A 13,407-nucleotide genomic window follows, 5' to 3' on the forward strand; every position below is an offset into this window, starting at 1 on the left:
CTTTCCTGAGGATGGAGATTCATTTCAGAGCTTATTTAGAGCCCATCAGGCGATTCAATATCTTTGCTGCCAGCTCCGCATCTTTCGAGGACATCGCATTTAAAATCCGTGAACGAGTAGCATCATCCACTGTATTTAGAATGGTCATGGTCTTAGCGGGGCTGATCTTATACGTTTGCATCAGCAGCTCGGCAGCGTTGGCGGGTGTCATTCCGGCAAAGGTCTGATTCAACTGGTTTTTATCCAGATTGTCGGATGACTTCTTCTGCGCTGCCTCCGTTTCGTTCTTCTTGAGCCTGGATTGCAAAGCCGCGATGGCCAGATCTTCAGAAGTCTCAGCATCTTTAAGCATCATGGTTGCATCTGCAGCCGTTTTCGGATCCATTTTCTGCAGAATGGCAACCCGATTGCTGCTCTTCATCTGACTAAGCATAAGCACCATTTCTTCCAGCGTAAGGTTTTGCATAATCGGTGCGGCTTTGCTTGGACTCATGTCGGCGTAGAGCTTGGACAGTTCACGAATCTGCTTGGTATATGCGTCTTCTTCTTCTGTCTCACCGCTTGTCGATGTGCTTTGCATCGAATCAATTTGGGTTTCCAGCTCTTTCACCTTGTTTTCCTGCTTTGCTTTTTGCTCAGTTACTTCATTTAATGTCTCTTCGCGTTCGGCAAGCTGCTTCTTGAGTTCAACAATCGTAGCTTCCGCGCTTTCTTCCTGCTGCTTCGCTTCTTTGAGTTTCTGCTCTTCCGGGGTCAGCACCGGATCCGGGACCCAGTTCTTCACGATCGGAATTTTATTGGCTACATCGATTAGTCCATCCCGCACATCGGCTCTAAAAAATACGGCAAGCGCCCCGAGCAGAACAATCGTGAATATAGCAGGTACCAAAATCAACAGTATCCGTTCAAATCCTCCGCCTGATTCTTCCTTATCAAGCGGCATGTCTTTTCGTGCCACTCTCATTCCTCCTTCGCGGTCATAACCCTTCGGTGTTTGCAAACCTTATCGGGCTTTGATCGCAAAACGTACCGTCGCCATTTCGTCCAGCTCGTTTTGTTCCCGAAGGAGACTTTCATGCCGGAACTTTTCTTGGGATTTGTCTCTTGCCTTTAACCACACTTTTTCGTCAAGCATCTTGTCAGACAATACCTTTTGTTTCTTCGTTACATTGACATGAGCGATCCGTATGTCATCCCGTTTCCGCTCAATGCATTCTTCCAAATACTCTGCATATACCTGAATGTTTCGAATCTCAGCGACCGGCACGCACCGCGATGCCACCTCCTGCTGAGCGCGATACATTTGATCCCGCATCTCATACAGCTCATTCAGATTTTTCTCTTCTGCCTGCAGCTTCCCGATGGCGCTTGACAGCATCCATTCGGCTTGCGTTTTCTCGTTGCTTTTCAGGTCTACGATTTTCTGGAATGCATATTGAAATTTCATTCTTCAAAGTCATCTCCTTGAAAACTCGGAAATCAAACGTTCCTGAACCTCATTCAATGTTGTCTTCTCATTCACTTTTTGCTTCGTGAAATCCCATATTCGCCCGATATATTCAATCGATTCATCGATATCAGCATTCGAGCCCTGTTGATATGCCCCAATATTGATCAAATCCTCCGAGTCCTTGTATATCGCCATCAGTCGCTTTACGTTCTCGGAAGCATCGATTTGTTCCTCCGGAGAAATATCTTTCATTACGCGGCTAATGCTAGCCAGCACATCGATAGCCGGGAAATGCCCTTTGTTCGCTATATTCCGGTTTAGAACGATATGACCATCGAGAATCCCCCTGACCGCATCCGCGATCGGTTCGTTCATATCATCACCGTCTACAAGCACCGTGTAAAAAGCGGTAATCGAGCCCGTTGGCCCTGTGCCTGCGCGTTCCAGAAGCTTCGGCAGACTAGCAAAAACAGACGGAGTATAACCACGCATGGCCGGCGGTTCTCCTACGGCAAGCCCTACTTCACGCTGCGCCATCGCATAGCGGGTAACGGAATCCATCATCAGCATCACATTCAGGCCGCGATCCCGGAAATATTCAGCGATCGTTGTAGCGATCAAGGCTCCCTTAATACGGATGAGTGCCGGTTGATCCGAGGTCGCTACAATCACGACGGACCGCTTTAACCCCTCGGGGCCCAAATCCCGTTCTATGAAATCCAGCACCTCGCGTCCACGTTCTCCGATCAAAGCAATGACATTGACATCGGCAGATGTATTTCGGGCGATCATCCCCATCAAGGTACTCTTCCCGACCCCGGACCCGGCGAATATGCCGACCCGCTGGCCTTTGCCGATAGATAGCAATCCGTCAATCGCGCGGACGCCGATGCTGATCGGTTCCTGAACCCTCGGCCTATTCAGCGGGTTCTGGGGGACATTATGGGTTGAATAATGCGGCATACGCGCTGGAATGATAGATCCGTCCAGCGGTTGTCCCAATCCGTCGAGCACTTTGCCAAGCAACTCCGAACCTACCTGCACGCTCAGCGGTTTGCCGGTACCGACTACATCACAACCGGGACCAATAGAGTGAAGCTCGCCGAGAGGCATCAGCAACACTTTGTTGTCTCTAAAACCCACGACCTCCGCCTTGAGCGGCTTGGATTGCTTCGTGGGATAGATGTAACAAACATCGCCGATGCTTGCATCCGGACCTTCGGACTCCACCATCAGCCCGATAACCTGCGTAACTTTACCGTTGATGCGAACGGGGTCCAGATGTTTCAGATAATCCATATACCGCGCGCTATTCAGCTTCTTCATCTTGATTTCTCCGTTCCTCATCATCAAGAGCGAACCGCACGAGTTCTTTTTTGATCTCGGCTAGCTGTGTATCGATGCGGGCATCCACGCTTCCGAAGGAAGACCTGATCACGCACCCGCGATCTTTAACCGTGGAATCCGGCAAAATTTGAAGTTCTGCCTGAGAATCGATCGATAATCCGAGCTCTTCCCGTGCTGCGTATACAAATTCGAATTGCTCAGGAGCTATGCAGAGAGAGATGACTCCTTTTTCCCGCTTGCGTGCCAGGTTCTTTCGAATCAGCTCCAGCGTGAAATCAGGTTCAATCGCAAGCTGACGATCCAGTACTTTCTCCGCTATGCTGCAGCTGAGCTCCACCAAGAACGGCTCCGCTTCCTGAATTAAATCATCCTTAGCTTGATGGGCGAGCTGAAGCAATTCACTCGCTTGTAAAGTCGCTTGCTCCATCAGTTCCTTCATCTCAAGTTCTGCCTTGGCTGAGCCCTCGGCGTATCCTTGGTTAAATCCTTCCATCTTCAGCGTTTCAGACAAATCCTCGTCCTGAAGCCTTCTTTCGGTCCACCACGCTTCAATCTGCTGCTGCGCTTCACTCAACAGCCGCTCCGCCTCTTCCGAAGCCTCACGGATTTGCCTTTCGGCAAACTCTTGAGCATCCTTCAGCATCTCATGCTTTAAGCGTTCAGCTTCAGCCAGCGTCTGTACAACAGCCGGCTCGGCAGTCGGGGGAGTATATTCCTCGACCGTTTCCTGGGTTGGTGACGCGTAACGACGAGCAAGATCCAACTCTTTCAACACATCCATCGGTTTATAGTGGGACGATTTGATCAAGTTAGACAATGATGTCATCTCCTCCGCCGCGAGCAATAATGACCTCGCCCGCTTCTTCGAGTCTTCGGATCGTGCTTACAATCCGCGTCTGAGCTTCCTCTACATCACGCAGCCGCACCGGCCCCATGTATTCCATTTCTTCGCGGAAGGTTTCGGCCATACGCTTGGACATGTTGCGGAAAATGACATCCCGTACCTCTTCGCTTGCCACTTTGAGTGCAAGCTGTAAATCGGCGTTCTCGACATCGCGGATAATACGCTGTATCGAACGGTTGTCCACGTTGACTATATCTTCGAATACGAACATCCGCTTCTTGATTTCTTCTGCGAGCTCAGGATCCTGGATTTCCAGGGAGTCGAGGATTGTTCGTTCCGTTCCTCGGTCAACGCCGTTCAAAATTTGAACGATGGATTCAATGCCACCCGCACTGGTGTAATCCTGCGTAACCGTCGCCGACAGCTTCTGTTCCAGCACGCGTTCCACCTGGGCGATGACTTCTGGTGAAGTACTGTCCATGACTGCAACCCTACGCGCTACTTCGGCCTGCTTCTCTTGCGGAAGCGAAGATAGGATCGCGGATGCCTGCTCGTATTGAAGATAGGACAAGACGAGTGCAATGGTCTGTGCATTTTCGTTCTGTATAAAGTTCAGGATTTGGCTTGGGTCCGCTTTGCGGGCAAAATCAAACGGTCTTACTTGAAGCGTTGCTGTCAGTCTGTTGATCACTTCCATCGCTTTTTGCTGTCCAAGTGCCTTTTCCAAAATCTCTTTAGCGTAATTAATACCGCCTTGCGAGATGTATTCCTGGGCTAGACAAATTTGATGGAATTCCTGAATAATGCTATCTTTCTCATCACTGTCGACTTTGCGAACATTCGCAATCTCCAGCGTTAATTGTTCAATTTCTTCATCTCGAAGATGCTTAAATATTTGAGCGGACACTTCCGGGCCAAGTGTAATGAGCAGTATAGCCGCTTTTTGACGTCCGCTTAACATTTGGTTATTTCCCTTAGCCAATGCTTCCACCTCTATTCCTCAGCTAGCCATGTGCGAAGTAAATTCACGAATTCATCTGGCTTCTTCTTCGCCAAGGTTTCGAGCTGCTTACGAACCTGGCTTTCATTGGTTATACTTTCGAGATTAATCGATGGGAATTCCGTAACTGGCGGAAGCAGAATGTCATCTTCAAATTCTTCCTGCTGCTGTCTGCGTCTGCGGATGATAAAATAGGCTCCTCCAGCAATTAACGCTAACGCAGCGATGCCAATCCCCCATAATACAGGTTTTGAAAGAACGGTTTTCGGATTTTCATCCGCATTTACATTAAATACCTGTGAAATAACCGAAACTTTTTTGGACAAATCAGCGTCTGTATAAGTAGAGTCTGTATCCGAGAGCGACGCTCGTACAATATTAACCAGAATGTTCTGTATTGCCGTTCTTGTTGCATCATCCAAAGTTTGTTGTCCGGCAGGTGGTTCAACCGAGACATTAATGGTTAAATCTTTAACAGTATATGGACTTGCTATGATATCCTTCGTAATCCGGTTAACTTCATAGTTAACGGTTTTGGAGAGCTCTTCCGAGTTCGTTTCTCCACTTCCAGAATCGCTAGGATATCCCGGAACAGCTTCTTCGCCTACACCGGCCACTCCGCCGGTTGGACTACTGGTTCCCGAATAGTTCTTCTGGATCTCCTGAACACTGAGCTCAATCCCCTTCATTTCTTCTTCATCAACAGGGGTTACGATGTTTTCTTTGCTCTGCACCTGATCAAAGTTCAGCTTCGAGGCAACCAGGACATTAACTTTATTCGATCCCATGTACTGCGAGAGAAACTGCTGAACATTTTGCCTAACATCGCTTTCGAATTTTTTCTGAAGCGCGAAGTTTTCTTCCACCTTGCCCATCAATCCACCTTGACCGCCTTTAGCTGTTGCGAGCAGCTCGACTTCGTCATTGGTGATTGTAATGTTCTCAACCGGCAAGTTTGGAATGGCTGTCTTCACCAGGTTGTAGTACCCGTCAATGACTTCTTGATTAGGACGATAGCCCGGTTTGAATTGCACAACTACGGAAGCACTGGCTTGATCTTCGTTTCCGTTCTTGGCAAATACACTTTCTTTTGGCAGATTTAATAATACCGTTGCATCTTGGACGCCCTGCATTTTCTCAAGCAGTCGTTCTACTTCGCCATTCAGTGCATTTACATATTTCACTTCGAATTCGTTATCTGTCATCCCGATGGCCGATGCGTTCTTCTCGAAGGTTTCGAATCCGATCGTACCATTCTGTACAAGTCCTTGAGACCCTACATCAATCTGGACTTTAGCTGCGCTCGTACTCGGAACCAGGATGCTTCTGCCATCCTCGCTCAGCTTGTAGGAAATCCCTTGAGTCTCCAGGTGGCTGATGATTCCTGCGGCATCGCTGGAATTTAGATCCCGGAATGCTACTTCGTACTTCGTCTTAGAGAACTGCATCGTTAGTACGATTAGAGCAATCAAAACAAATGCTATTGTAGCGATTAACATTATTTTTTGTTTGTTGCTGAATTGGTTCCAATACTGGGTCATTCTCTCCCTATATTGGGTAATTCTCTCGTTCACATTGTCACCCCATCCGAAACTTTGCTAGAAACATTTAGATTTGCGTGCGCATGATCTCTTGATAGGCTTCTACCACTTTGTTTCGGACCTGTGTTGTGAGCTGAATGCTCAACAGAGCCTGTTGGGCGGATATCATCGCCTGATCTACGTTTACTTGTCCAATCATTAATTTATCGCTCATGACATGAGCATTTTGTTCCTGTGCTGCCACAGAGTTCAGTGCTTCATTCAGGTAAGAGCCAAAATCGCGAATCGATTCGGAAGGAGTCGCTCCATTTTTCACTTGCTCCTGCAGTTGAAGCGGCTGTACGCCCTGAACACTGAACATTGCATTTTGAATCATCTCTTTCTCTCCTCCTACAATATGGGCTTATGTATTTTCACTTGTTATCTACCGATCTCCAATGCCTTCATAATCATCGCTTTCGAAGCATTTATCGCAGTAACGTTAGCTTCGTAAGAACGTGTAGCCGCTAGCATATCCACCATTTCCTTCGTAATGTCCACGTTAGGCATAAAGACATAGCCTGCCGCATTCGCATCAGGATGTGTAGGGTTATATACCTGTTTCAGCGGGGTTTGATCTTCCCGTACCTGGGCAACCTTTACCCCTTGTCCCACATTCTGTCCATTCATCTGTGCTCTAAGAAGCCCTTCAAACGATTCCTGCTGCGGCTGTAACACAACTGTTTTTCGGCGATACGGAACGGCTTGGCCATTCTCGATTCGTGCGCGTGTAGTTTCTGCATTGGCTATGTTGGAGGAGATGACATCCATTCGAAGCCGTTGTGCTGTTAGAGCTGATGCATTAATACCGAAACTATTGCTAATATTCATGAACCCTATCTCCCTTCAATAGCTGTACGCATCATTCGAATCTGCTCATTTACAGCTTGTATGTATGAATTATAACGGAGCTGATTCTCTGCAAGCAGCGACATTTCTCTGTCTGCATCGACATTATTCTGGTTGTTATTCATGGAGCTGCTGCCATCCTTCATGACCGAAGCATCAGGAATCCCCCCGGTTGGACCAATGACAAAATGCCTGGGATCTGTTCTTCTGCCCTGAAGTGACAATTGGGCCCCATCCATTTCTTTTTTCAGAAGACTCTCAAAGGATACCTCGGATCTCTTAAAATGAGGAGTATCCACGTTGGCGATGTTGTTTGCAATCACATTGTTTCTGAGATTTGCTGCATCCAAACCGCTTTGAAGCCGTTGAAAAGAACTATTATTCAACAGGTTCACTAGCTCATTCCTCCTGACTGGACTTTGCAGAAAGGTATTCCACTCTTCCTAGCTAAATCCTCTTTTTTCGACAAATCATATAATCCGTATGAACTAACCTAGGTCTTAAGTAGAAAAAGACAACATGATGTCACATAAACTAAGTTTCTTAAAGATTGGGACTTTTTACAATAAGAAAAAAGCCCTATCTTTTACCAAAAAGAAGGGCTTTGTGTTCATTTTTATCCGATTTTTTTCTATATTATTGCAAATCGTACCACTAAATCTGTAAAATTTAAGCGATTTTTCCCGAAGGGTAGGTCCTGCTACGACCCATAAAATTCACAAAAAATTACGAATCCGTCCCGATCCCTTCCAACATGCGAAATCGCTTCGACAACTTGCTAGTAGGGTCATGATGAATATCGACAATTATTTCCTTTCGCATACCCGGAAGATAGACCTATATGCATGCAACTACAGAATATACTGGCTCAGATCCCGGTCCTGGGCGATGCCGGCAAGTTTCTCCCGGACATACTGCGGCGTGATCACCATGCGGTCCAGCGTCAACTCAGGCGCTTCAAATGACAGGTCTTCGAGGAGCTTCTCCAATATCGTATGAAGTCTCCGCGCGCCTATATTCTCCGTGTTCTGGTTAACCGAAGCCGCGATTTGGGCGATCTCCCGTATTGCTTCTGGGGAAAACTCAACCTCAAGATCTTCAGTACGCAGCAGATTGACGTATTGCTTGGTTAGTGCATTTTTCGGTTCGGTCAAAATGGATACAAAATCGTCGAGTGACAAGCTGCTGAGCTCCACCCGAATCGGAAAACGCCCCTGAAGCTCGGGTATCAAATCCGATGGCTTCGCAATATGAAAAGCACCGGCAGCGATAAAGAGGACAAAGTCCGTTTTTACCGGCCCGTATTTCGTCATAATCGTGGAGCCTTCAACGATAGGCAAAATATCGCGCTGCACACCTTCTCTGGACACATCTGGACCTGATTGACGGCCCTGGCTGGCAACCTTGTCGATCTCGTCGATAAAGATAATACCGGATTGCTCTGCCCGACGAATAGACTCCTGAATGACATCATCCATATCGATAAGCTTGCCAGCTTCCTCTTGCGTCAGCACTTTCCTGGCTTCCTTGACGGACAGCTTGCGGCGCTTTGTGCGCTTTGGCATCAGATTACCGAACATTTCCTGCATGTTCATCCCCATCTGATCATTGCCCTGCCCCGCAAACATATCAAACATGTTCGGAGCAGCATCCTCGACATCAATCTCAATCGTTTCATCTTCAAGCTTACCGGACAGCAGGTTAAAACGAACTTGTCTCCGTTTCTCTTTGAGACTAACGTCCTTATCGTCCGCATCCTCATCTTCGGCCTGGGTATCGTTATTGGCACCGCCAAACAGCATCTCAAAGGGATTGCGCTGACTTTTCTGTCCTTTGGTTGAAGGTGCCAACAGCTGAACGATCCGCTCGTTCGCCATTTCCTCGGCTTTGTCCTTTACCTTCTCGGTACGTTCCAGCTTCACCATCCGGATCGCGGTTTCCACAAGATCACGTACCATGGATTCCACATCACGCCCAACATAACCAACCTCGGTAAACTTTGTCGCCTCGACCTTGACGAACGGTGCATGGACCAGCTTGGCAAGCCTTCTTGCAATCTCCGTTTTGCCGACGCCGGTAGGACCGATCATCAGAATGTTCTTCGGTACGATTTCATCCCGCTCGTCATCTGTAAGCAAACTCCGGCGATAGCGGTTCCGAAGGGCTACAGCGACCGATTTTTTAGCGTCCTTCTGCCCTACGATGTATTTATCCAGCTCGGATACAATCTGTCTTGGCGTCATCGATTCTTTACTCATCGCGAATACCTCCACCCCTGATATGGCTATATGTTACTGTATGGCATCCTTACAGCTCTTCGACAATAATATTGCTGTTGGTATAGACACACACCTCAGAAGCGATCTGAAGCGCCTCTCTCGCTATATCCTTTGCTTCCATATGTCCGGCATGTCGCTTAAGCGCCCGACCTGCCGACAAGGCAAAATTGCCGCCTGACCCTATGGCCAGCACATCATCATCGGGCTCGATGATTTCGCCGCCGCCTGAAATCAGGAGCATTCCTGTTTTATCCATAACAATCATCAAAGCCTCAAGTTTGCGAAGCACACGGTCTTGACGCCAGTCCTTCGCGAGCTCAACAGCGGCACGCTGCAGGTTTCCATGGTGCTCTTCCAGCTTGCCTTCGAATTTCTCAAATAACGTAATTGCATCCGCCACAGAACCGGCAAAACCGGCGACAACTTGTCCCCGGTAAAGACGGCGCACTTTCTTGGCGGTCTGCTTCATGACTACACTTTCACCAAATGTAACTTGGCCATCGCCGGCAATAGCTGCTGTGCCATTATGCCGTACTGCGCAAATCGTCGTGGCGTGAAAAGTCATTTCCATGATGGCAAGACCTCCCTAAGAAAATAAGATTAGATTGTATTTAGTTCGTTAGCATTAATAAATATTCGTACTCCGTCAAGAGCTCGGCTCGCAAGCGCTTCATTTTTTTCCTTTTTGTTGCGAATGCGCTTCTCGAGACTCGGAAGAAGACCGAAGTTCGCATTCATCGGCTGGAAGTTATCGGGATCTGCATGGGTGATGTAGTAGGCCATACTTCCGATGGTTGATTCCTGAGGGAATACAATCCCCTCCTGCCCCTGAGCTGCTCTTGCTGCATTGATTCCAGCAATCAATCCGGATGCCGCCGATTCAACATATCCTTCAACACCCGTCATTTGTCCCGCCAGATACAGATTAGGCCGTGTTTTTACCTGATAGGTTTGTTCCAGCAGTCTAGGCGAATTAACAAACGTATTGCGGTGCATGACGCCGTAACGCACAATTTCGGCGTTCTCGAGTCCCGGAATCATGGAAATGATCCGCTTCTGTTCGCCCCACTTCAAATGAGTCTGGAAACCGACAAGGTTGTAGAGAGTACCTGCCGCATTATCCTGACGGAGCTGCACCACAGCGTGTGGCAGCTTGCCTGTATGTGGGTTCACCAATCCAACAGGTTTCATGGGGCCAAACAAGGCGGTTTGTTTACCACGCTTCATCATAATCTCGATCGGCATGCAGCCTTCGAAATAAATCTCCTTCTCAAACTCTTTCAATTGAGCGACTTCGGCATTGATAAGAGCGTCATAGAAAGCGTCAAACTCCTCTTCCGTCATGGGACAATTCAGATATGCCGCTTCGCCTTTATCATAACGGGATGCCAGATAGACCTTGCTCATATCGATGGAATCCTTTTCCACGATCGGAGCAGCCGCATCGTAAAAATAGAAATAGTCCTCACCCATCAGCTCACGAATCTGTGATGACAATGCGGGCGAAGTCAGAGGCCCTGTGGCAATAACAACGATGCCTTCTTCAGGTATATGCTGAATTTCTTCATTTACAACCTCAATTAAAGGATGCTGATGCAGGGTTTCCGTAATTTCTCCCGAAAAACCATCACGATCAACGGCCAATGCGCCGCCAGCCGGGACGGAATTGCGGTCTGCCGAACCGATGACAAGCGAGTTCAGCATCCGCATTTCTTCCTTCAATACCCCGACTGCGTTGGTTAAACCGTTCGCGCGGAGCGAATTACTGCATACAAGCTCAGCGAACTTGTCCGTATGATGAGCCGGTGTCTTAACGACCGGCCGCATCTCATATAATGTAACGGGTACGCCGCGGCTAGCGATCTGCCAAGCAGCTTCACTGCCTGCAAGCCCTGCACCGATAACCGTAACCCTCTGTGAATCTGTCAAAGTCATTACCCCCTGTATGCCTTACAAATCTGCTGCATCGTCCTGTTCCTCGACCATTTCAGAATAATCACAAGAAGTACATTGAAGCTTGATGCCTTGCTTGCTCTTCTTCTCTACCATCAAACTACTGCAATTCGGACATGGCTTCGTTGACGGTTTATCCCATGATACAAAATCACATTCGGGATAACGATCACACCCAAAGAAGACGCGCCCCTTCTTGCTCCGGCGTTCCACGACATGACCTTCCTTGCATTTCGGGCACGCCACGCCGATATCTTTCACGATCGGCTTGGTATTCCGGCAATCCGGGAAGCCTGAGCATGCAAGAAACTTACCAAACCTGCCCAGCTTATACACCAATGGCTTACCGCATTTTTCGCAGATCTCATCGGAAACTTCATCTTCGATTTCGATTTCCTTCATTTCTTCCTCTGCTACTTCAAGGCGCTTTTCAAAGGATTCATAGAACTCTGCCAATACTTTGACCCAATCTTCGGAGCCCTCCTCCACATGGTCGAGGTCCTCTTCCATGTTCGCCGTAAACTCCACATTGAGAATTTCCGGGAAGAACTGCTCCATCTGTTCGATGACAAGTTCACCGAGCTCGGTTGGCATGAATTTTTTCTCTTCGATGGCAACATAGCCTCTCTTCTGGATCGTCTCCAGCGTCGGTGCATACGTACTAGGACGCCCTATACCGAGCTCCTCCAGCGTTCGGACAAGACGTGCTTCCGTATAACGCGGAGGCGGCTGTGTGAAGTGCTGCTTCGGCTCAATATCCTGCTTCTCCAGAATGTCGCCACTATGAAGCTCTGGCAGGTATTTATCTTCCTCAGTCGTCCCGTCGTCGTTGCCTTCAACGTAGACCTTCATAAATCCAGGGAAACGAACCTTCGAACCCGTTGCGCGGAAGACTGTCTTGCCCGCGGTAATGTCCACAGAAAGCGTATCCAGCACAGCAGAAGACATCTGACTCGCCACAAATCGCTCCCAAACCAGTTTATACAGGCGAAGCTGATCACGACTCATGAACGGCTTTACGGATTCAGGATCCCGCAGCACCGATGTAGGTCGAATCGCTTCATGCGCGTCCTGAGCGTTGGCCGCTTTTTTCGAGTATTGTCTCGGGCTCTCCGGAACGAACGGATCACCATACTTCTCGGTGATGTATTCTTTCGCTTCTTCTTGAGCCGTGCCTGAAATGCGCGTGGAATCCGTACGCATATAGGTAATCAAACCGACGGTGCCTTCCTTGCCAAGCTCGACGCCCTCGTACAGCTGCTGGGCAACGGACATGGTCTTGGCAGCCCGGAAACCAAGTTTACGTGCAGCTTCCTGCTGCAAGGAACTCGTCGTAAACGGTGGAGACGGGTGGCGCTGACGTTCGCGTTCTTTTACTTCGCCGACTTGGAAGGAAGCATCCCGAATCGCTTCGAGAATTTCATTGACTTCCTGTTCATTGGTCAGCTCCTTCTTCGCGCCGTTAAGCTGCGTGAATTTGGCTTCGAATGCGGATCCTTTAATGGCCAGCTTAGCTGTAATGGTCCAATATTCTTCCGGAACGAAAGCGCTTATCTCATTCTCACGGTCGAGAATGATTTTGACGGCTACCGATTGAACGCGGCCGGCAGAGAGTCCCTTTTTTACTTTCTTCCATAGAATAGGGCTGATCTTATAACCAACCAAACGGTCGAGGATACGTCTTGCCTGCTGCGCGTTAACCAAATCCATGTTAATTTTGCGCGGCGTCTTGAAGGCGTCCTTCACGGCCGTTTTCGTTATTTCATTAAATACAACCCGCAGGCTTTGAGTATCATCCAGCTCCAATGCATGCGCAAGATGCCATGCAATGGCTTCCCCTTCGCGATCGGGGTCAGCTGCGAGGTACACTTTTTTCACCTTTTTGCTAGCATCCTTAAGTTCCTTTAAGACAGAACCTTTTCCGCGGATCGTAATGTATTTCGGATTGAAGTCGTTTTCCACTTCAACCCCGATCTGGCTCTTCGGCAAATCGCGAACATGACCCATCGAAGCCTTCACGATATACTTGCTGCCGAGATATTTGCCAATCGTTTTCGCCTTAGCAGGCGACTCTACGATGACGAGTGAATCCGCCACAGGTTCAT

The 13,407-nt window shown here is 48.4% G+C and carries 13 protein-coding genes; all 13 read right to left on the reverse strand.

The window, feature by feature from the left end; all coding sequences use genetic code 11:
* Positions 1 to 31: 31 nt before the first annotated feature.
* Positions 32 to 964: a kinesin gene (locus MHH48_RS23150; RefSeq protein WP_076324990.1), complete on the reverse strand. Its 933-nt coding sequence runs from the start codon at positions 962 to 964 to the stop codon at positions 32 to 34.
* Between the two features lie 39 nt (positions 965 to 1,003).
* Positions 1,004 to 1,447: a flagellar export protein FliJ gene (gene fliJ, locus MHH48_RS23155; protein WP_076324991.1), complete on the reverse strand. Its 444-nt coding sequence runs from the start codon at positions 1,445 to 1,447 to the stop codon at positions 1,004 to 1,006.
* 9 nt (positions 1,448 to 1,456) lie between these two features.
* On the reverse strand, positions 1,457 to 2,776 hold the full coding sequence (gene fliI / locus MHH48_RS23160) for a flagellar protein export ATPase FliI (protein ID WP_076324992.1): 1,320 nt from the start codon (positions 2,774 to 2,776) through the stop codon (positions 1,457 to 1,459).
* Positions 2,760 to 3,614, reverse strand: coding sequence for a FliH/SctL family protein (locus MHH48_RS23165; RefSeq protein WP_076324993.1), 855 nt, complete (start codon positions 3,612 to 3,614; stop codon positions 2,760 to 2,762). Before MHH48_RS23165 ends, fliI begins: the two co-directional genes overlap by 17 nt.
* A complete protein-coding gene (fliG, locus tag MHH48_RS23170) occupies positions 3,607 to 4,623 on the reverse strand; it encodes a flagellar motor switch protein FliG (RefSeq protein WP_071220479.1) in 1,017 nt (338 codons plus the stop codon). The genes MHH48_RS23165 and fliG overlap by 8 nt, the downstream gene beginning before the upstream one ends.
* Positions 4,624 to 4,634: 11 nt before the next feature.
* Positions 4,635 to 6,215 carry a flagellar basal-body MS-ring/collar protein FliF gene (fliF, locus tag MHH48_RS23175; RefSeq protein ID WP_076324994.1) on the reverse strand — a complete coding sequence of 527 codons (1,581 nt, stop codon included), beginning with the start codon at positions 6,213 to 6,215 and terminating at the stop codon, positions 4,635 to 4,637.
* Positions 6,216 to 6,249: 34 nt separating this feature from the next.
* Positions 6,250 to 6,558, reverse strand: coding sequence for a flagellar hook-basal body complex protein FliE (fliE, locus tag MHH48_RS23180; RefSeq protein ID WP_076324995.1), 309 nt, complete (start codon positions 6,556 to 6,558; stop codon positions 6,250 to 6,252).
* Positions 6,559 to 6,602: 44 nt separating this feature from the next.
* Positions 6,603 to 7,052 carry a flagellar basal body rod protein FlgC gene (gene flgC / locus MHH48_RS23185; protein ID WP_076324996.1) on the reverse strand — a complete coding sequence of 150 codons (450 nt, stop codon included), beginning with the start codon at positions 7,050 to 7,052 and terminating at the stop codon, positions 6,603 to 6,605.
* 5 nt (positions 7,053 to 7,057) lie between these two features.
* Complete coding sequence (gene flgB, locus MHH48_RS23190) at positions 7,058 to 7,465, reverse strand: flagellar basal body rod protein FlgB (protein ID WP_076324997.1); 408 nt, start codon at positions 7,463 to 7,465, stop codon at positions 7,058 to 7,060.
* Between the two features lie 456 nt (positions 7,466 to 7,921).
* On the reverse strand, positions 7,922 to 9,328 hold the full coding sequence (gene hslU, locus MHH48_RS23195; protein WP_076324998.1) for an ATP-dependent protease ATPase subunit HslU: 1,407 nt from the start codon (positions 9,326 to 9,328) through the stop codon (positions 7,922 to 7,924).
* Between the two features lie 49 nt (positions 9,329 to 9,377).
* A complete protein-coding gene (gene hslV, locus MHH48_RS23200; RefSeq protein WP_006211334.1) occupies positions 9,378 to 9,920 on the reverse strand; it encodes an ATP-dependent protease subunit HslV in 543 nt (180 codons plus the stop codon).
* Positions 9,921 to 9,949: 29 nt separating this feature from the next.
* Positions 9,950 to 11,278 carry an FADH(2)-oxidizing methylenetetrahydrofolate--tRNA-(uracil(54)-C(5))-methyltransferase TrmFO gene (gene trmFO, locus MHH48_RS23205; RefSeq protein ID WP_076324999.1) on the reverse strand — a complete coding sequence of 443 codons (1,329 nt, stop codon included), beginning with the start codon at positions 11,276 to 11,278 and terminating at the stop codon, positions 9,950 to 9,952.
* A gap of 21 nt (positions 11,279 to 11,299) precedes the next feature.
* Positions 11,300 to 13,399, reverse strand: a complete 2,100-nt coding sequence (topA, locus tag MHH48_RS23210) for a type I DNA topoisomerase (RefSeq protein ID WP_076325000.1) — start codon at positions 13,397 to 13,399, stop codon at positions 11,300 to 11,302.
* Positions 13,400 to 13,407 lie beyond the last annotated feature (8 nt).

Origin of the sequence: Paenibacillus sp. FSL F4-0100, assembly GCF_037993005.1 — a bacterium.
Lineage (GTDB): Bacteria > Bacillota > Bacilli > Paenibacillales > Paenibacillaceae > Paenibacillus_AQ.

Excerpts from the sequence above, each read along its gene's own strand:
- MHH48_RS23150 (WP_076324990.1), bottom strand. The coding sequence starts at position 964 with ATGAGAGTGGCACGAAAAGACATGCCGCTTGATAAGGAAGAATCAGGC.
- fliJ (WP_076324991.1), bottom strand. The coding sequence starts at position 1,447 with ATGAAATTTCAATATGCATTCCAGAAAATCGTAGACCTGAAAAGCAAC.
- fliI (WP_076324992.1), bottom strand. The coding sequence starts at position 2,776 with ATGAAGAAGCTGAATAGCGCGCGGTATATGGATTATCTGAAACATCTG.
- fliE (WP_076324995.1), bottom strand. The coding sequence starts at position 6,558 with ATGATTCAAAATGCAATGTTCAGTGTTCAGGGCGTACAGCCGCTTCAA.
- flgC (WP_076324996.1), bottom strand. The coding sequence starts at position 7,052 with ATGAATATTAGCAATAGTTTCGGTATTAATGCATCAGCTCTAACAGCA.
- hslU (WP_076324998.1), bottom strand. The coding sequence starts at position 9,328 with ATGAGTAAAGAATCGATGACGCCAAGACAGATTGTATCCGAGCTGGAT.
- hslV (WP_006211334.1), bottom strand. The coding sequence starts at position 9,920 with ATGGAAATGACTTTTCACGCCACGACGATTTGCGCAGTACGGCATAAT.